The following is a 17,430-nucleotide window of genomic DNA, read 5'->3' as shown; positions in this document are numbered from 1 at the left end:
TGAACTGGCCTAATGCTCCCGGACACCTCTTAAGGGCGATATGATTCGCCCAATCAGGAGGTTTCATGCAAGAGCGAAAGACCTACACCCGCGAGTTCAAGCAACGTGCTGTAAGCATGGTACTTGATGATAACTGCTCAGTTCCTGACGTCTGTGCGTCGATGGAGGTTGGCCCCACGGCTCTGCGCCGTTGGATTGAGCAGGTTCGCAAAGAGCGTCAGAAAGGGCAGCCAGTGGCAGGTACTAAGGCAATCAGCGATGAACAGCGAGAGCTTCAACAGCTGCGAGCCAAGGTCAAGCGCCTGGAGACCGAGGCTGAAATCTTAAAAAAGGCTACGGCTCTCTTGATGTCGGATCCCGATCGTTTTTCCTGATCGAGGAGCTGAGAGAGTCGAGTTCGTATCCGATCTGCCTGCTTTGCAGTGCGCTGGGCGTTTCCCGCAGCGCGTTTTATGACTGGCTTAAGCGTCGCTCAGTGCCGAATACCAAGCGTGACGCGCTCAGAGCAAAAGTTGCGCAATTGCATGACGAAAGCCGGGGAAGTGCAGGCGCGCGGATGATCTCTCAGCACTTGAAAGCCCAGCAGATCAAGGTGGGACGGCATCTGGCCGGAAAACTCATGGCGGAGGCAAATCTGGCCAGCAGACAGCGCCGCCGCCATCAGTATCGCTCTAGAGGCGTCGAAGCATTTGTGGCCAAGAATCTGCTCGAGCGTAACTTCGAGCCAACCGCAATCAATCAGGCCTGGTGCGGCGACGTTACCAGCCTGATGGTTGGTAAACGTTGGTATCACTTGGCAGCGGTCATTGATCTGTTCGCCCGCCGAATCGTTGGCTGGGCGTTTTCCCTGATCAACGACGCCAACCTGGTTAGCAAGGCGCTGAGAATGGCGGTGGAGGTTCGAGGCAAACATGCAGGCTTGATGTTTCATTCGGATCAAGGCAGCCAATACACCAGCCAGCTCTTTCAGTCCGAGCTGCTGGAGCATGGAATAACGCAAAGCATGAGCCGCAGAGGGCAATGCTGGGACAACGCGCCAACAGAGCGTTTCTTCGGGACGCTTAAATCAGAGTGGGTGCCCAATAAGGGCTACACCACAGTTGAAGAAGCCAGGCGGGATATGACCAGCTTCTTCATGCGATACAACCGAATCAGGCTCCACAGCTACAACAACTACCTGTCGCCAATAGCCATGGAGCAAAAAGCGGCATAAACACCGTAATCGGTGTCCGGGATTACTTGACCAGTTCAGGCTTGCCCCCGATGGCGGTGGATCAGTCACAGATTGATCAACTGACCCACCGCTATCGGGGGCAAGCCCCCTACCACATTGGTCTGCATTGCAACATTGGGGTTGGTGGCACTGGCTGGCCGTTGCCAAGACCAGGCTCCATCGAATGCCTGACCTGCACAAAACCCACTGCCTGAACGCGGTCAAAACTGTGGGAGGGGGCTTGCCCCCGATGGCGGTGGGTCAGTCACAGATTTATCAACTGACCCACCGCTATCGGGGGCAAGCCCCCTCCCACATTGGTCTGCATTTCAACATTGGGATGGGTGGCACTGGCTGGCCGTTGCCAAGACCAAGCTCCATCGAATGCCTGACCTGCACAAAACCCACTGCCTGAACGCGCTCAAAACTGTGGGAGGGGGCTTGCCCCCGATGGCGGTGGGTCAGTCACAGATTTATTAACTGCCCCACCGCTATCGGGGGCAAGCCCCCTCCCACATTCGGGCATACAGTGCCTGTGAGACCTACTTCGACACCGGCATCGCAAACTCCGCGCCCTGCTCGATGCTCTCCGACCAGCGCTGCATGATCGACTTCTGCCTGGTGTAGAAACGCACGCCCTCGGTGCCATACGCATGCATGTCGCCAAACAGGCTCTTCTTCCAGCCACCAAACCCATGCCAGGCCATCGGCACCGGGATCGGCACGTTGATGCCGACCATGCCCACTTCAATACGCCGCGCAAACTCGCGGGCAATGTGGCCGTCGCGGGTGAAGCAGCTGACGCCGTTGCCGAACTCGTGGTCGTTGACCAGCTTCACGGCCTCCGCGAAGTCGTTGACGCGCACACAGGCCAGCACCGGTCCGAAGATTTCTTCGCGGTAGATGCTCATGTCCCGGGTCACGTGATCGAACAGCGTGGCGCCAAGCCAGAAGCCATTTTCCAGGCCGGGTTCGGTGGGCACGTAGTCACGGCCATCGAGCAGCAAGTGCGCGCCGGCCTGTACGCCCTGCTCGATATAGCCACGGATGCGTTCCAGCGCCACTTTCGACACAATCGGCCCCATTTCGGCTTTCAAATCGCGGCCATCGGTGATGCGCAGCGTCTTGGCGCGTTCGGTCAAGGCCGCAATGACTTTGTCGCCGACATCCCCCACCAGCACCGCCACCGAGATCGCCATGCAGCGCTCGCCGGCACTGCCGTAGGCGGCGCCCATCAGCGCATCGACGGTGCGCTCGATATCCGCGTCGGGCATCACCACCATATGGTTTTTCGCCCCGCCCAGGCCTTGTACGCGCTTGCCGTGGCGGGCGCCGCTCTCGTAGATGTACTGGGCAATCGGCGTGGAACCGACAAAACTCACGGCCTTGACGTCCGGGTGTTCGATCAGCGCGTCCACCGCTTCCTTGTCGCCCTGCACCACGTTGAACACGCCCTTGGGCAAGCCCGCTTCACGCAAAAGCTCGGCCATGAACAACGAAGCACTCGGGTCGGTGGGGCTTGGCTTGAGGATGAAGGTGTTGCCCGCCGCAATGGCAATCGGGTACATCCACATCGGTACCATCACCGGGAAGTTGAACGGGGTCACGCCGGCGACCACGCCCAGGGGCTGGCGCAGGGTCCAGTTGTCCATGCCACGGGAGACCTGGTCGGAATGTTCGCCCTTGAGCAGGTTGGGAATGCCGCAGGCGAATTCGAGAATATCGATGCCACGGTCGACCTCGCCCTGGGCATCGGTAAAGACCTTGCCGTGTTCGGCGACGATGATGCGCGCAAGGTCGTCCTTGCGTTCACGCAGCAGGTGCAGGTATTCGAACAACACACGGGCGCGGCGGATCGGCGGGGTGTCGGCCCAGCCGGCGAAGGCGGCCTGAGCAGAGGCGACGGCTTCGGCCACGGTCTGGCGGCTGGCCAGGGCCACGCGCGCGGTGACTTCGCCGGTGGCCGGGTTGTAGACGTCCTGATAGCGATCATCGCGGCTCACGCGCTGGTCGTTGATGTAGTGCTCAAGGGTAGTGGGCATGGCAGGCGCTCCAGGTAGTTGGCGTTGGCACCCACCTTAGGCTTTCGCTTTGTTCCGAACCAGAGCAGAATCCTGAACTTATTGTGCACACTGGCGAACAATACCCCCATGGAAAAAGCCGAGATCGAAGGGCTGTGGACCCATATCCACTGGCTGTCGGTGCTGGAAGAACAAGGCACCTACACCACCGCCGCCACACGCCTGGGCGTGAGCAAGTCGGCGGTGAGCCAGCGTATTTCCGACCTGGAAAAGGCCACCGGCACCCGCCTGGTCACGCGCACCACGCGCAGCGTACGGCTGACCGACGCGGGGCTGTCGTTGACCCGCGAAGTGCGCAGCGCCTATGAACACATCGCCCGCAGCTTTTCTTCGGTGCGCGACCAGGCCGGGGAAGTCCGTGGCCTGGTGCGGCTGACCGCGCCCGTGGCGTTCGCCCGGCAACAGCTGGTGCCGCACCTGCCGCAATTTTTGCAGCAATACCCGCAGGTGCGCATCCAGCTGGACGTGTCCGACGCCCTGAGTTCACTGGCCGCCGAAGGCTACGACCTGGCCGTGCGCCATGGTTTCCAGATCCCCGAAACCCATGTGGCCTGGAAGCTCTGCGACACCGCCTCGGTGCTGGTCGCGACCCGCGACTACCTGGAGCGCCATGGCGAACCCGGCACGCCGAGCGAGCTGTCGGCGCACAACTGTTTGTTCTACCCACGCGGCACCGACCAGCCGGCCTGGACCTTCGAACGCGGCAGCCAACACATCGAACGCTTGACCATCCCCATCGCCGGCAGCTTCGCCACCAACAACAGCGAAGCCCTGCGCGACGCGGCGCTCAACCACCTGGGCATCGCCCTGCTGCCGGACTTCAGCGCCCATGCGGCGCTGGCCGAGGGCAAGCTGGTGCAGGTCTTGAAGGGTTGGACGCTCAAGGGCGCGTTTGCCGATGAGATCTACCTGATTCGGCCGTACTCGCCCCATGTGCCGAAGTCAGTGAGTGCGTTGGTGGGCTTTTTAAAGGCGCAGTTGGCCGGCGGGTTTCGATTCGCGGGCTGAGGCAAAAAAAAGCCCGGCGACACACGCGGATGCGTCACCGGGCAAAGCAAGCGACCTGCTTCAGAAACGCGGCTTGAGCGTTTTCCAGTCCGGTTGATAGCGCTGCATTTGTTTCACGTCATCACGCTGACGGATACCGCAACTGAGGTATTGGTCATGCAGCTTGCCCAACTGATCGTGGTCAAGTTCCAAGCCCAGCCCCGGCGCGCGGGTGATGCTCACGCAGCCGTCGACGATAGGCAGCTTGCCGCCCTTGATCACCTCCTCGTCCGGCTCCTGCCACGGGTAGTGCGTGTCACAGGCATAGTCGAGGTTGGGCACCGCGGCCGCTACATGGGCCATGGCCATCAGGCTGATGCCCAGGTGTGAGTTGGAGTGCATCGACACGCCCAGGCCAAAGGTGTGGCACATCTTCGCCAGCACTTGGGTGTCACGCAGGCCGCCCCAGTAATGGTGGTCGGCGAGCACGATCTGCACGCTGTTCAACGCAACGCTGCGGCGAAACTCGTCGAAGTCGGTCACCACCATATTGGTCGCCAGGGGCAAGCCGGTACGTGCGTGCAGCTCGGCCATGCCGTCCAGGCCGGGGGTCGGGTCTTCGTAATATTGCAGGTCGTCGCCCAGCAGTTCGGCCATGCGAATCGAGGTGTGCAACGACCAGTTGCCGTTCGGGTCGATGCGCAGCGGCACGCCCGGAAACGCCTGTTTAAGCGCCTTGATACAGCGCACCTCATGCTCCGGCTCCAGCGCACCGGCCTTGAGCTTGATGCTTTTGAAGCCGTAGGTTTCAAGCATGCGCCGGGCCTGGGCGACGATCTGCGCTTCAGTCAGGGCCTCCCCCCAACTGTCGGGTTTGTAGGGCGAATCGATATGTTCGGCGTATTTGAAAAACAGGTAGGCGCTGAACGGAATCCGGTCGCGAATCGCACCGCCGAGCAGGTCCACCAGCGGCACATTCAGCGCGTGCGCCTGCAGGTCGAGAAACGCCACTTCGAACGCCGAATAGGCATTGCTTACGGCTTTGCTGGCATGGGAGCCCGGCGCCAGCTCCGCCCCGGCAATGCTCTGCGGTCTATACGCCGCCACGGTGGCCTGGACGATAGTGCGCAGGCCATTGAGGTTGAACGGGTCCAGCCCGATCAGCTGTGGCTGAACCTGTTGCTGGATCGCCAGCGCTGGCGCATCACCATAGCTTTCGCCGAGGCCGATGTAACCGGTGTCGCTTTCAATCTCGATGATCGAGCGCAGCGCAAAAGGCTCATGGATGCCACTGGCGTTGAGCAGCGGCGGGTCGCGAAAGGCAATCGGGGTGACGGTGACGCGGACAATTTTCAAGAGACGGCTCCCTGTGGACCTGGACGCACTGTGTGATGTGCCGTGGATGAAGTGGGTGGCGTACCGCTGCGCGGTGCGGTGCGGGCAAAAAACACCAACACCGCCGCCGCCAGTGAAGTGGCCGCCAGCCCGTAGAGGCCGCCCTCGATGGACCCCGTGGTCTGCTCCAGCAAACCGAACGTGGTGGGCGCCACGAAACCGCCCAGGTTGCCGACCGAATTGATCAAGGCAATCACCGCCGCCGCGACCCGCGCGTCCAGGTACCCCTGGGGGATCGGCCAGAACAGCGCCGAAGCGGCCTTGAAGCCGATGGCGGCAAAACAGATGGCGACGAACGCAAACACCGGCCCGCCGATGGTGGACATGAACATGCCGAACGCGGCGATCACCAGCATCAGTGACACCCACGCCTGCTGGTGCTTCCACTTGCTGGCCAGCGAGGCGAAGCCGTACATGGCGACGATGGAAATCAACCAGGGAATGGAATTGAACAGGCCCACCTGGAAGTCACCCAGGTCGCCCATTTTCTTGATCATGCTCGGCAGCCAGAACGTGGCGCCGTAAATGGTCAGGGCGATGGAAAAGTAGATAAAGCAGAACAGTGCGATCTGCGTATCGGCGAGCAGTTTGAACATCGACGGCCGCACGCCCCGGCTCGCCTCGCGCGCCTGTTGCTCGAGTGCAATGGCACTGACCAGCGCGTGTTTTTGCGCAGCGCTGAGCCACTTGGCCTGGTGCGGGTGGGACTGCAGCCAGAACCACACGAAGCCGCAGAGCACGATGGACGCGAAGCCTTCGATCAGGAACATCCATTGCCAGCCATGCAGGCTCAACCCGCTGACATTGAGCAACGCGCCCGACACCGGCCCGGAAATCACCGAGGCAATCGCCGACCCACTGAGGAAAATCGCCATGGCCTTGCCGCGCTCGCTGGCCGGCAGCCACTGGGTGAAGTAATAGATGATGCCGGGAAAGAACCCGGCTTCGGCGGCGCCCAGGATAAAGCGCAACACGTAGAAGCTGGTTTCGCCCTGCACGAACGCCATGCCCATCGCGGCCGCGCCCCAGGTGAACATGATGCGCGTCAACCAGGCCCGCGCGCCGTAGCGTTGCAACAACAGGTTGGACGGTACTTCGAAGATCGCATAACCGATGAAGAACAGCCCTGCGCCCAAGCCATAGGCCGCCGCACCAATGCCCAAGTCGGTTTCCAGATGGCTGCGCACGAAGCCGATATTGACGCGGTCGATGTAGTTGACGATGAACATCACCACGAACAACGGCAGCACATGGCGCTTGACCTTGGCGGCGGCGCTCGCAAGCACGCTCGGGTCTGGCGCATTCTGGAGGGTATCCACGGGCAACTCCCTTTCATTATTTTTTTTGGGGACAGCTCGATGATGGACGCCCGGTATTGTTCCCGTCTAATCTAACCTGGCATTGGATTGATACCGGAATTAGATCAATGTTCGAACTGACGCAACTGCGCTGCTTCACCACCGTGGCCACCGAGCTGAACTTTCGCCGCGCCGCCGAACGCCTGAACATGACTCAGCCGCCGCTGAGCCGGCAGATTCAGTTGCTCGAGCATCATCTGGGCGTGGACCTGTTTGTCCGAACCACCCGCAGCGTCGCGCTGACCGCCGCCGGCCGGGCGTTTTTCATCGAGGCGCAGTACCTGCTGGAGCGCGCCCAGCAAGCGGCGGTCACTGCGCGGCGCTTTGCCGAGGGCGATATCGGTACGGTCAACATCAGCTTCGTCGGCAGTGCGGTGTACGAGTTTTTGCCCAAGGTGATCGCCGAGGCGCGGCTCAAGCAGCCCCGCGTCAAGATCGACCTGTCCGAAATGAACACCTACCAGCAGTACGAAGCCTTGCGCGCCCGGCGCATCGACCTGGGCATTGTCCGCGCGCCGCTGCTGGAGCCCGGCTACGCCACCGAATGCCTGGTGCGCGAGCCATTTGTGCTGGCGGTGCCGAGCAGTCATCGACTGGCCCAGGCAGAGACGGTCAGCGTGCACGACCTGGATGCGCAACCGTTCCTGATGTACGCCCATTCCGCCTATCCGCCGTTCAATGAGTTGCTTACCGGCCTGCTGCGCTCGGCCCGCGTCGCGCCGCAGTACGTGCAATGGCTGGGCTCGTCGCTGACCATCCTCGCGCTGGTCAACGCCGGCATGGGCCTGGCCCTGGTGCCGCGTTGCGCCAGCAGTGTGGTGTTCAAGAACGTGGTGTTCCGCGATATCGACCTGGGCGAAGGCGCACAGAGCGAACTGCACCTGATCTGGCGCGAGCACAACGACAACCCGGCGTTCACCATGCTGCTCGAGGGTATCCGCCAGGCGGTGGGCGAGAACCTTCCCGAGCATTGACCCAATCCTGTTGAATACTTGCCTGATCCTCTGAACTTGCAAGCTATTGCATAGATAGCCCTTGCGCGGTGGTCTAGAGTTCGACGATGGGCGACGTACGGTCGCACCACTCCTATAAGAACTTATGCACCACCCACCGATGATCAGCAGGTAAGCCGCCATGCAATTACGTATTAACCAACAGGCCTATGAGGTCGATGCCGACGCCGACACGCCATTGCTGTGGGTGATCCGCGACGACCTGGGCCTGACCGGCACCAAGTACGGCTGCGGCCTGGCCCAGTGCGGCGCGTGTTCGGTGCTGGTGGACGGCAACGTGGTGCGCTCGTGCGTCACGCCGGTGGCCGGTGTGGTCGGTCGCGAGATCACCACCATCGAAGCCATCGAGGCCGATGACGTGGGCAAACGCGTGGTCGCGGCCTGGGTCGAGCGCCAGGTGGCGCAATGTGGTTATTGCCAGTCCGGGCAGGTGATGGCGGCCACCGCGCTGCTCAAGCACACCCCGGCGCCCTCGAAGGCGCAGATCGACGCGGCGATGGTCAACCTGTGCCGCTGCGGCACCTACAACGCCATCCATGCCGCCATGGATGACCTGGCCGCCGGGAAGGAGACCGTCTGATGAGCACTATCCTGCCTGACGTAACCCTCGACGCGCCGGTCAACCTGTCGCGTCGGCGCTTCCTGGCGAGTACCGCCGTCGGTGCACTGGTGATCGGCTTTGGCCTGCCGCTGGGCGCATCCCGGGTGCAGGCCGCCACCGGCGCCGGCGCCGAACGCGGCACCCAGGTGCCGGCGTTCCTGGAGATCCGCCCGGACGGCAGCGTGCGCCTGCTCAGCCCCTTCATGGAAGGCGGCCAAGGCACGCACACCGCCATGGCGCAGATTATCGGCGAGGAGTTGGATGCCGACCCGGCGACGTTCACCGTTGAAGCCGCGCCGCCCGGCGAGGCCTATGTGGTGATGGAAAATGGCATGCGCATTACTGGCGGCAGCATGTCGGTGCGCATGAGTTACCCGACCATGCGCCGCCTCGGCGCCCTCGCCCGGGCCATGTTGCTGCAGGCCGCTGCCGAGCAGCTGAATGTACCGGTCGCCCAACTGACCACCCAACCCGGCCGCGTGCTGCACGCCGCGTCGGGCCGATCGCTGGGTTACGGCGAGTTGGCCGGGCGCGCCCTGGACATGCCGGTGCCGGACCCTGCCGGCATCACCCTGCGCGACCCGAGCCAGTTCCGCTGGATCGGCAAGCCGGTCAAACGCCTGGATGCCTATGACAAATCCACCGGCAAGGCGCAATACAGCATCGACCTGAAAGTCGACGGCATGCTCCACGCCGCCGTGCAGCACGCGCCGCGCCTGGGCATGAGCGTGGGCAGCCTGCGCAACCAGGCCCAGGTCGAGGCCATGAAGGGCGTGCATTCGGTGCACACCTTGCCCGGCGCCGTGGCAGTGGTGGCCGAACGCTGGTGGCACGCCAAGCGGGCCGTTGAAGCGATCCAAGTGGACTGGCTCGACGCCGCCGCCGACTCCAGCGTGCGCGCAATGCCGGCGGACTTTTCCAGCGACACGTACCGTGACTTTCTCGCCACTCAACAGGGCCCGGCCCGTGACGAAGAAAACACGGGAGACGTAGCCGCCACGCTGGCCAGCGCCAAAAGCCGCGTCGACGCCACCTATCACAATCAATACCTCAACCACGCCCAGCTGGAGCCGCCCTCGGCGCTGGCGCGCTACAACCCCGACGGCACGCTGGAGGTGTGGCTGCCGAACCAGGCGCCGGATATGTTCCGCGCCGACATCGCCAAGCGCACCGGCCTGGCCATTGAACAAGTCACCCTGCACTCCCCGCTGCTGGGCGGTTTTTTCGGTCGGCACTTCCTGTATGACTCGGCCAACCCGTATCCGCAGGCCATCGCGCTGACCAAGGCCGTCGGTCGTCCGATCAAGCTGATCTGGAGCCGTGAGGAAGAATTCTTGCGCGATGTGCTGCGCCCGGTCGCGGTGGTCAAGTTCCGTGCCGCGCTGGATGACAAGGGCCTGCCGCTGGCCATCGAAGCGGTCAGCGCCACCGAAGGCCCCACCGAAGCGATTGCCGGCAAACAGGGCGACAAGCTCGACCCCACGGCCCTCGAAGGCCTGTCGGGCAAGAGCTATGCGATTCCCAACACGCGCATCGCGCAGATCTACGTCAAAGGCCCGGCCATGCTCGGCTACTGGCGTTCGGTGGGCAATTCGTTGAACGACTTCTTCTACGAAGCGTTCCTTGATGAACTGGCGGACAAAGGCGGCCATGACCCGTACGAACTGCGCCTGCACCTGCTGCGCGACAATGCGCGGCTGACCACGCTGCTGCAAGCGGTGGGCGAATTGTCCGGCGGCTGGAAGCGCGGGCCGTTCACTGCCGAGGACGGCAGCCGCCGTGCCCGTGGCGTGGCGATGGCCTCGCCCTTTGGTTCCCACGCGGCGGTGGTCGCCGAGGTGTCGATCGAGCACGGCCAGGTCAAGGTGCATGACATCTGGCAGGCCATCGACCCCGGCAGCATCGTCAACCCGGCGATCATTGAAGCCCAGGTCAACGGCGCCGTGGCCCTGGGCCTGTCGCAAACCTTGCTGGAGGAAGCGGTGTACGTGGACGGCATGCCACGGGCGCGCAACTACGACCTTTATCCGATCCTGCCGCCGTCGCGGATGGCGCGGGTGCACGTGAAGATCGTCGAGAGCGGCGAAAAGATGGGGGGCATCGGCGAACCGCCGTTACCGGCCGTGGCACCGGCGGTCGCCAATGCGGTAGCCCGGTTGACCGGCCAGCGCATCCGCAGCTTGCCGTTGAGCCGCTACACCTTCAGTTAACCCACAGGGAACGCCCATGAACAACCGCCGATTCGCAAGAACCGCAGGCTGGCTGGCGCTGCCCTGCCTGATCCTCGCAGGCCTGCTGGCCTGGTACGTCACCCGCGAGCCCGCCTCGCCGTTCGAACAGGAACACGCCACCGGCCTGGACCCGGCACTGGTCAGTCGCGGCGAGTATGTCGCCCGTGTGAGCGACTGCGTGGCCTGCCACAGCCTGGCGGGCAAAGCGCCGTTTGCCGGTGGCCTGGAGATGGCCACGCCGCTGGGGGCCATCCATGCCACCAACATCACCCCCGACCGCGACCATGGCATCGGCCGCTACAGCCTCGCCGACTTCGACCGCGCCGTGCGCCACGGCGTGGCACCGGGCGGGCGCCGCCTGTACCCGGCGATGCCCTACCCGTCCTACGTGAAGCTCAGCGACGACGACGTTAAAGCGCTGTACGCGTTCTTCATGAAAGGCGTGCAACCGGCCAACCAGGCGAATATCCCCAGTGATATTCCCTGGCCGCTGAATATGCGCTGGCCCATCGCCCTGTGGAATGGCGTCTTTGCCCCCACAGCGCCCTATGCGGCCAACCCCGGCCAGGACGCGCTGTGGAACCGTGGCGCGTATATCGTCCAGGGCCCCGGCCACTGCGGCAGTTGCCACACGCCGCGCGGCCTGGCGTTCAACGAGAAGGCCCTGGACCAATCCGGCGCGCCCTTCCTCGCAGGCGCCCTGCTCGACGGCTGGTACGCGCCCAGCCTGCGCCAGGACCCCAACACCGGATTGGGCCGCTGGAGCGAGGCGCAGATCGTGCAGTTCCTCAAGACCGGGCGCAACCAGCATGCGGTGGTCTACGGTTCGATGACCGAAGCGTTCAACAACTCCACGCAGTTCATGGCCGATGACGACCTGGCCGCCATCGCCCGCTACCTCAAGTCTCTGCCCGGCGACCCGCAGCGTGATGGCACGCCCTGGCAGTATCAGGCGGCCGATACGCGCCAGGACATTCCCGGCGCCCACACCTACGCGACCCGCTGCGCCTCCTGCCATGGCCTGGACGGCAAGGGCCAGCCGGAGTGGATGCCGCCGCTGGCCGGCGCCACTTCGGCGTTGGCCAGGGAAAGCGCCTCGGCGATCAACATCACCCTCAACGGCTCACAACGGGTGGTGGCCGCCGGGCTGCCGGACGCCTACCGCATGCCGGCGTTCCGCGAGCAATTGTCAGACCAGGAGATTGCTCAGGTGCTGACCTATGTGCGCAGTACGTGGGGCAATCAGGGTGATGCGGTCGACGCCCAGTCAGTAAGCAAATTGCGCGGACATACCGATCCGGCCAGCGCCAGCCCGATCATTTTGCATATGCGTTGATACACAGCGATCCAATGTGGGAGGGGGCTTGCCCCCGATAGCGGTCGGTCAGTCACCTCTTCATTGCCTGACACCCCGCCATCGGGGGCAAGCCCCCTCCCACATTTTGCTCCAGGCACTTACTTGCTCTCGTCGGCCTTGCCTTCCTGCATCTGCACCGACGATTTGCTGCCGCTGCTGTTGTCCTTGGTGGTGTTATCGGAATTGTCGAAACAGCCGTGCAGCAGGAACACGCTGCAAAGGCTCAAGCCCATATAAAACTTTTTCATGAAATCACCTGATGAGTGAAGGAAATATCGCCAACCCTTGGTGCATGTGGCCAGTACCGGGAGGCAAACGTTCCGCCCAGAGGCGGCGAGACGACGAGTGGTTTGCTGTTGACCTGCCAGCATTTACGCAGAGAATATTCGCGCTAATCTTGATCCGCTACGGCCTGCTGCTGGTGCCCCGAAAAACATCCCGTCTCTCATCCGTGGGCTGAATGCAGCGACACCAACAGAGCGAGGCTTCCCATGCCGGATACCCCTGCCACACCAGCGCAACACTGCACGATCGATTACCTTCAAGACACGCTGTTCGGTGCAAACCCGCTTTCCTGTGAGTGCCAGGCCCGGATTACGCAGCACGGCGAGTGCGTAACGTTGCGTATCCTGTCGCCCTGGCCGGAAACGTTGGCGAAGGCCCATACGCTTACGATCAAGGCAGAAGGCCGCATCTACCATGGCGTCCTTCTGGAAGCGCAGGCATCCGGTGCAGATGAACTGGTGCTGGCTGTTGAACGTCAGCCGCAACGGCCGGGGGCAATCGATCACTGACCCACGCCCCCGGCCAATGCGCGCAAGCGCATCAATCCGGTTGAACACCCACCTCGGCAGGCTTTCTAGATGTGCTCTACCAGCACCCATGGAGGGACTGCCCAATGACAATTACCCACCGGCATTCACTGTGCCTGGCGATCTCGATGGCCGCGCTGACTGCCTGCGCCGGCAATGATTCGGCCTCGAATGTCGTCGCGCCCGGCGAAGCCAAGTCACCCACCACGCGCAGCCTCGACGCCGGCGCCGCGCTGTTGCAATCGCGCCCGCCCATCGACGCGCTGAATGCCTACCTGGACGGCTTTCACTTCTACAACGGCCATCCCGACGTGCAGATGGAAGCCCATCACTACTGCGCCATCCTCAACGAGGAGGTGATCCAGTGCGTGATTTACGACGGCAACCGCAAGGATGCCAAGTTGATGGGCGTGGAGTACATCATCAGCGAGCAATTGTTCAGCACGCTGCCTGCGGCGGAAAAGGCGCTGTGGCACAGCCATGTGCACGAGGTGAAATCCGGCCAACTGGTTGCCCCTGGGATTCCGCAGGTGGCCGAACACGCATTGATGGAAAAACTCGTGCGCACCTACGGCAAGACCTGGCACACCTGGCATACCGACCTGCACAAGCGCCTGCCGTTGGGTGTTCCGCAACTGATGATGGGGTTCACCGCAGACGGCCAGGCCGACGCGAAGATGGTCGCCGAGCGGGATCAGCGGATGGGGGTCGACAGTGCCCGCAAAAAGACCGATCGCGCCGACATCGTAGCTCCGCCCATCGCGCCCGGTGCGGACGCCTGGCGTGAGGGCAACATCATCCAGATCGTCGACCCCACCCAGGCTCCCCACCAGCACTGACGGCAGCAGCCGGTCATTTGGATTGAACGATCATTTGCCGGCGCTTGCCTCACAAGAATCGGGGCGCGTTCGTTGCCCTTCGCACAAGGAGTCCATCCATGTCTTATGACCATCAAGGCACCGCCAGCGTCATTACTGCTTCGCGCCACCTGGGCACCGAAGATGATGAACGGCTGAATGAGAACGTCGATATAAAAATGACCTGCAGCGGCAAGCCGACCATTGTCCGTGTGGATTTTTCCAGCCCGCTGCAATGGCCCGGGCATCCGAACTTCGTCACGGTCAATCTGCCCGACGGCACATCTGTCAGCGGTGTAATCGTAGAATTACAACGCCCGGCCGACGGGCCAGGCTGGGTCACCTACACGGTGGACGACTGAGACCGAGCGCAGGTCATCGCCTTGTCTGACAACTTCTTTGAATTATTCTTGACGCCAAATATCTGTAGTTCGTGAGCATAGGGAGACCTCATGAAAAACAACGAGTTATTCACCATCAATTATCAGCTTCACGGCGAGCCCAGGTCGTTTATCGTACGCGCGGCGCGTATGAATAACGCTGAAGCATGGCACTGGGCCAGTTGCGATGCCGGCGTGGCGGTCATCCCCAGGTTCGGGCAAAACAACCTCAAGCGCGTCTCCAAGCCGATGGCGGAAAAATACGGCATTACGGACGTGCGCTGGTACGGTGCGGCAGCTATCCAGTGGGCGGAGGGCGTTACACAATGAACGGTCAGGTGCAGGACGTTACAACGCGGCAGACAGTCAACGCCGAGGTGGCGCACAACAGTCAGATGTTTTTCGAAGCGGATCGACTGGAGGCCCTGGCGTACAAAATCATCGAATCCTATAGCGGCGATGCGGCCATCTGGGCGCGTTTCACCGAAGCCAAGAAGTGTGCGGACGCGCAGCGTACGGCGGCTTATCGAGAGTGGATGCGCATTCACCGCACAAGGAAGAAGTAAACCAAAAGCCCGAAAGCACTGAATATCCACTGTGGGAGGGGGCTTGCCCCCGATGGCGATCTGTCAGTTATAAAAATTTGACTGATACACCGCTATCGGGGGCAAGCCCCCTCCCACATTTTGGATTTGCGCAGTGCTCGGCATCGTCAGCAGCCCCCGCCTGAGTCGCGCATTCACCGCACGAAGATGAAGTAAACCAATAATCCGAAAGCACTGAATATCCACTGTGGGAGGGGGCTTGCCCCCGATGGCGATCTGTCAGTTATAAGAATTTGGCTGATACACCGCTATCGGGGGCAAGCCCCCTCCCACATTTTAGACTTGCACAGTGCTTGGCATCGTCAGCAGCCCCCGCCTGATTCGCACATTCACCGCACGAAGATGAAGTAAACCAATAATCCGAAAGCACCGAATATCCACTGTGGGAGGGGGCTTGCCCCCGATGGCGATCTGTCAGTTATAAAAATTTGACTGATACACCGCTATCGGGAGCAAGCCCCCTCCCACATTGAGGCCTGCTCTGTTTCCAACTTCCTTAGAGAATCGGCTTGCCCCCGGTCACGCCGTAGCGCTCGCCAGAGATATAACTGCCCTCATCGGACGCCAGCAGCACATAGATCGGTGCAACCTCCACCGGTTGGCCAGGCCGACCCAGCGGCGTGTTGCTGCCAAACTCCTTCACCATGTCGTCGGTCATCGTGGACACGATTAACGGCGTCCAGATCGGCCCCGGCGCCACGCTGTTCACGCGAATGCCGCGCTCGCCCAACATCTGCGCCAGGCCTGCGGTGAAGTTGGCGATCGCGCCCTTGGTCGCCGCATAAGGCAGCAGTGACGGATTGGGCATGTCGGAATTGACCGAGGTGGTGTTGATGATCGAACTGCCCTTGGCCATGTGCGGCAGCGCCGCCTTGCAGATCCGGAACATCGCGGTGATGTTGATGTTGAAGGTTTTTACCCAGTCTTCGTCGGGGATGTCTTCCAGCGATTTGTAGGTCATCTGGAACGCGGCGTTGTTGACCAGCACGTCGATACGTCCGAACTGCTTGACCGTGTCATTGACGATGGCGCTGCACTGCGCGGCCTCGCCCAGGTCGCCGGGCAACAACAGGCACTGGCGCCCCGCCGCTTCGACCCAGCGCGCGGTCTCTTTCGCATCCTCGTGTTCATCCAGATACGACACCGCAACGTCGGCACCTTCGCGGGCAAAGGCAATGGCCACCGCACGCCCGATACCGCTGTCGGCGCCGGTGACCAGGGCAATCTTGTTGGCCATGCGGCCCGAGCCTTTGTAGCTTTGCTCACCGCAATCAGGCATTGGCTCCATCTTGCGCTGGTCGCCGGGAACGGGCTGCTGCTGTGGCTTGAAGGGTGGTGTTGGGTAGTGGGTCATCGGATTCCCTCCTGTGTATGGATAGTGTTGCGAGGGCTATCCGAGCACGATAGTTCAGAGCAATTTCAGGAAAATCAGATGACCGTTGCGTTGGCTTTTTCAGCCCTTGGCGTGCTCAACTCAGCGCAAAACCGTTGCGCCCCGCCGACTTCGCGCCATAAAGCGCCTTGTCGGCGGCCTCGATGAAGCCGAGCACAGGCTCCAGTTCCGCACTGGCTGCCGCCGCCACGCCGACACTCACGCTCACGCGCCCCAACGGGCTGCCCGGATGCTCGATGTTTTCCCGCTGCAGCCGATCAATGATCTGTTGCGCCACCACCACCGCGCCATCGCTGTCGGTCGCGGGCATGATGATGGCTAATTCCTCTCCGCCGTAACGCGCCACCAGATCCGAGGGGCGCCGCACGCAGGTCTCCAACAAGGCGCTGACCCGCTGCAGGCAGGCATCGCCGGCGACGTGACCGAGGGCATCGTTGTAGCGCTTGAAATAGTCGATATCGATCATCAGCAAGGCCAATGTCGTACCGTCGCGTTGCGCCCGACGCGCTTCCAAGGCCAAGGTCTCATCGAAGCAGCGACGGTTGGCCAGGCCGGTCAGCGCGTCCTTCATCGCCAGTAATTCAAGCTGCCGGTTGGACTCCAGCAGCTGTTGCTGGGCGATACGCAGCGCCTCTTCCACCTGGGTTCGCCGGCGGATATCGAGGATCAGGAACCAGCCGATCAAACCCGTCAGCCCAAGCAGCCCCGCCACCACCACCGCCGACAACGCAGCTTCCATACGCCAGGCCGCCAGCGACTCGTGCTTGCCCAGGGCAACAGTGGTGATCAATGGTAGGCTTTCGCTTTTGCGGAAGGCATAGAGGCGCTCTACGCCATCCAGGCTGGAGGTGTACGACGCGGTGCCGACGGAGCGGTCGATCAGATACTGGGAATAGATGGGCGACTTGGAAAAGTTGCGGCCCATGTCCTGCTCGCGGAAGGGGTAGCGCACCAGCAGGGTGCCGTCGGTATAAGACAAACCGATGGCGCCTTCCTGGCCGATGTCGAGTTTGCCGAATACCCGCAGAAAGTTTTCCACCCCCAGGGTCACGGCGACCACCCCGGCGAAGTGGCCGGCCGCGTCATCGAAGCGGCGGCTGATGGTCACTACCCACTCTCGGTTGGTATGGCTCTGAATCGGCGGGCC

General features: G+C 62.3%; 18 protein-coding genes. 12 read left to right on the top strand and 6 right to left on the bottom strand.

Annotated elements, in window-relative coordinates:
* The first annotated feature begins 65 nt into the window (after positions 1–65).
* Positions 66–374 carry a transposase gene (locus BFP93_RS29460; RefSeq protein ID WP_065883309.1) on the top strand — a complete coding sequence of 103 codons (309 nt, stop codon included), beginning with the start codon at positions 66–68 and terminating at the stop codon, positions 372–374.
* Positions 371–1,213, top strand: coding sequence for an IS3 family transposase (locus tag BFP93_RS26900; RefSeq protein WP_065891840.1), 843 nt, complete (start codon positions 371–373; stop codon positions 1,211–1,213). The genes BFP93_RS29460 and BFP93_RS26900 overlap by 4 nt, the downstream gene beginning before the upstream one ends.
* A gap of 542 nt (positions 1,214–1,755) precedes the next feature.
* Here the strand turns inward: BFP93_RS26900 and BFP93_RS26895 are convergent.
* Entirely contained in the window at positions 1,756–3,255 is a 1,500-nt protein-coding gene (locus BFP93_RS26895; protein ID WP_065895610.1) for a CoA-acylating methylmalonate-semialdehyde dehydrogenase, read from the bottom strand.
* Between the two features lie 108 nt (positions 3,256–3,363).
* Between BFP93_RS26895 and BFP93_RS26890 the strand changes: the two genes are divergently transcribed.
* Entirely contained in the window at positions 3,364–4,302 is a 939-nt protein-coding gene (locus BFP93_RS26890) for a LysR family transcriptional regulator (RefSeq protein ID WP_065895609.1), read from the top strand.
* Between the two features lie 60 nt (positions 4,303–4,362).
* On the opposite strand, the gene BFP93_RS26885 is transcribed toward BFP93_RS26890, so the two are convergent.
* On the bottom strand, positions 4,363–5,637 hold the full coding sequence (locus tag BFP93_RS26885) for a glucarate dehydratase family protein (protein WP_065895608.1): 1,275 nt from the start codon (positions 5,635–5,637) through the stop codon (positions 4,363–4,365).
* A complete protein-coding gene (locus BFP93_RS26880; RefSeq protein WP_065895612.1) occupies positions 5,634–6,995 on the bottom strand; it encodes an MFS transporter in 1,362 nt (453 codons plus the stop codon). Before BFP93_RS26880 ends, BFP93_RS26885 begins: the two co-directional genes overlap by 4 nt.
* A gap of 107 nt (positions 6,996–7,102) precedes the next feature.
* Here BFP93_RS26880 and BFP93_RS26875 point away from each other — a divergent pair, with 107 nt between their 5' ends.
* The 4 genes from BFP93_RS26875 (at position 7,103) to BFP93_RS26860 (ending at position 12,215) form a co-directional block, all read left to right on the top strand.
* Entirely contained in the window at positions 7,103–8,008 is a 906-nt protein-coding gene (locus BFP93_RS26875) for a LysR family transcriptional regulator (RefSeq protein ID WP_065895607.1), read from the top strand.
* 160 nt (positions 8,009–8,168) lie between these two features.
* On the top strand, positions 8,169–8,627 hold the full coding sequence (locus BFP93_RS26870; RefSeq protein ID WP_065895606.1) for a (2Fe-2S)-binding protein: 459 nt from the start codon (positions 8,169–8,171) through the stop codon (positions 8,625–8,627).
* Positions 8,627–10,858 carry a xanthine dehydrogenase family protein molybdopterin-binding subunit gene (locus BFP93_RS26865; protein ID WP_065895605.1) on the top strand — a complete coding sequence of 744 codons (2,232 nt, stop codon included), beginning with the start codon at positions 8,627–8,629 and terminating at the stop codon, positions 10,856–10,858. Before BFP93_RS26870 ends, BFP93_RS26865 begins: the two co-directional genes overlap by 1 nt.
* A 16-nt stretch (positions 10,859–10,874) precedes the next feature.
* Positions 10,875–12,215: a c-type cytochrome gene (locus BFP93_RS26860; protein ID WP_065895604.1), complete on the top strand. Its 1,341-nt coding sequence runs from the start codon at positions 10,875–10,877 to the stop codon at positions 12,213–12,215.
* A 119-nt stretch (positions 12,216–12,334) separates the two neighbouring features.
* Here BFP93_RS26860 and BFP93_RS28980 read toward each other — a convergent pair whose 3' ends face one another.
* Positions 12,335–12,484: a hypothetical protein gene (locus BFP93_RS28980; RefSeq protein ID WP_163001565.1), complete on the bottom strand. Its 150-nt coding sequence runs from the start codon at positions 12,482–12,484 to the stop codon at positions 12,335–12,337.
* A 243-nt stretch (positions 12,485–12,727) separates the two neighbouring features.
* Here BFP93_RS28980 and BFP93_RS26855 point away from each other — a divergent pair, with 243 nt between their 5' ends.
* The 5 genes from BFP93_RS26855 to BFP93_RS26835 all read left to right on the top strand — a co-directional run bounded on the left by BFP93_RS26855 (position 12,728) and on the right by BFP93_RS26835 (position 14,851).
* Positions 12,728–13,030 carry a hypothetical protein gene (locus tag BFP93_RS26855; protein WP_065895603.1) on the top strand — a complete coding sequence of 101 codons (303 nt, stop codon included), beginning with the start codon at positions 12,728–12,730 and terminating at the stop codon, positions 13,028–13,030.
* 104 nt (positions 13,031–13,134) lie between these two features.
* Entirely contained in the window at positions 13,135–13,887 is a 753-nt protein-coding gene (locus BFP93_RS26850; RefSeq protein ID WP_065895602.1) for an OBAP family protein, read from the top strand.
* 98 nt (positions 13,888–13,985) lie between these two features.
* On the top strand, positions 13,986–14,267 hold the full coding sequence (locus BFP93_RS26845) for a hypothetical protein (protein WP_065895601.1): 282 nt from the start codon (positions 13,986–13,988) through the stop codon (positions 14,265–14,267).
* Positions 14,268–14,357: 90 nt separating this feature from the next.
* Positions 14,358–14,615 (top strand): DUF6555 family protein, encoded by a 258-nt coding sequence (locus tag BFP93_RS26840; RefSeq protein WP_065895600.1) that lies wholly within the window; start codon positions 14,358–14,360, stop codon positions 14,613–14,615.
* A complete protein-coding gene (locus tag BFP93_RS26835; protein WP_065895599.1) occupies positions 14,612–14,851 on the top strand; it encodes a hypothetical protein in 240 nt (79 codons plus the stop codon). Before BFP93_RS26840 ends, BFP93_RS26835 begins: the two co-directional genes overlap by 4 nt.
* 535 nt (positions 14,852–15,386) lie before the next feature.
* On the opposite strand, the gene BFP93_RS26830 is transcribed toward BFP93_RS26835, so the two are convergent.
* Positions 15,387–16,244 (bottom strand): SDR family oxidoreductase, encoded by an 858-nt coding sequence (locus tag BFP93_RS26830; protein WP_065895598.1) that lies wholly within the window; start codon positions 16,242–16,244, stop codon positions 15,387–15,389.
* Positions 16,245–16,359: 115 nt separating this feature from the next.
* The coding region (locus tag BFP93_RS26825; protein ID WP_256095242.1) for a sensor domain-containing diguanylate cyclase at positions 16,360–17,430 on the bottom strand (1,071 nt) is incomplete at its 5' end.

Origin of the sequence: Pseudomonas sp. 44 R 15, from assembly GCF_900004965.1 — a bacterium.
GTDB classification, from domain to species: domain Bacteria; phylum Pseudomonadota; class Gammaproteobacteria; order Pseudomonadales; family Pseudomonadaceae; genus Aquipseudomonas; species Aquipseudomonas orientalis_A.
This window is presented reverse-complemented; position numbering and strand designations above follow the sequence as displayed.

Bases quoted from the DNA above. Each gene is read 5' to 3' on its own strand.
- BFP93_RS29460 (WP_065883309.1), top strand. From the start codon at position 66: ATGCAAGAGCGAAAGACCTACACCCGCGAGTTCAAGCAACGTGCTGTA.
- BFP93_RS26895 (WP_065895610.1), bottom strand. From the start codon at position 3,255: ATGCCCACTACCCTTGAGCACTACATCAACGACCAGCGCGTGAGCCGC.
- BFP93_RS26890 (WP_065895609.1), top strand. From the start codon at position 3,364: ATGGAAAAAGCCGAGATCGAAGGGCTGTGGACCCATATCCACTGGCTG.
- BFP93_RS26875 (WP_065895607.1), top strand. From the start codon at position 7,103: ATGTTCGAACTGACGCAACTGCGCTGCTTCACCACCGTGGCCACCGAG.
- BFP93_RS26870 (WP_065895606.1), top strand. From the start codon at position 8,169: ATGCAATTACGTATTAACCAACAGGCCTATGAGGTCGATGCCGACGCC.
- BFP93_RS26865 (WP_065895605.1), top strand. From the start codon at position 8,627: ATGAGCACTATCCTGCCTGACGTAACCCTCGACGCGCCGGTCAACCTG.
- BFP93_RS26860 (WP_065895604.1), top strand. From the start codon at position 10,875: ATGAACAACCGCCGATTCGCAAGAACCGCAGGCTGGCTGGCGCTGCCC.
- BFP93_RS28980 (WP_163001565.1), bottom strand. From the start codon at position 12,484: ATGAAAAAGTTTTATATGGGCTTGAGCCTTTGCAGCGTGTTCCTGCTG.
- BFP93_RS26855 (WP_065895603.1), top strand. From the start codon at position 12,728: ATGCCGGATACCCCTGCCACACCAGCGCAACACTGCACGATCGATTAC.
- BFP93_RS26850 (WP_065895602.1), top strand. From the start codon at position 13,135: ATGACAATTACCCACCGGCATTCACTGTGCCTGGCGATCTCGATGGCC.
- BFP93_RS26845 (WP_065895601.1), top strand. From the start codon at position 13,986: ATGTCTTATGACCATCAAGGCACCGCCAGCGTCATTACTGCTTCGCGC.
- BFP93_RS26840 (WP_065895600.1), top strand. From the start codon at position 14,358: ATGAAAAACAACGAGTTATTCACCATCAATTATCAGCTTCACGGCGAG.
- BFP93_RS26835 (WP_065895599.1), top strand. From the start codon at position 14,612: ATGAACGGTCAGGTGCAGGACGTTACAACGCGGCAGACAGTCAACGCC.
- BFP93_RS26830 (WP_065895598.1), bottom strand. From the start codon at position 16,244: ATGACCCACTACCCAACACCACCCTTCAAGCCACAGCAGCAGCCCGTT.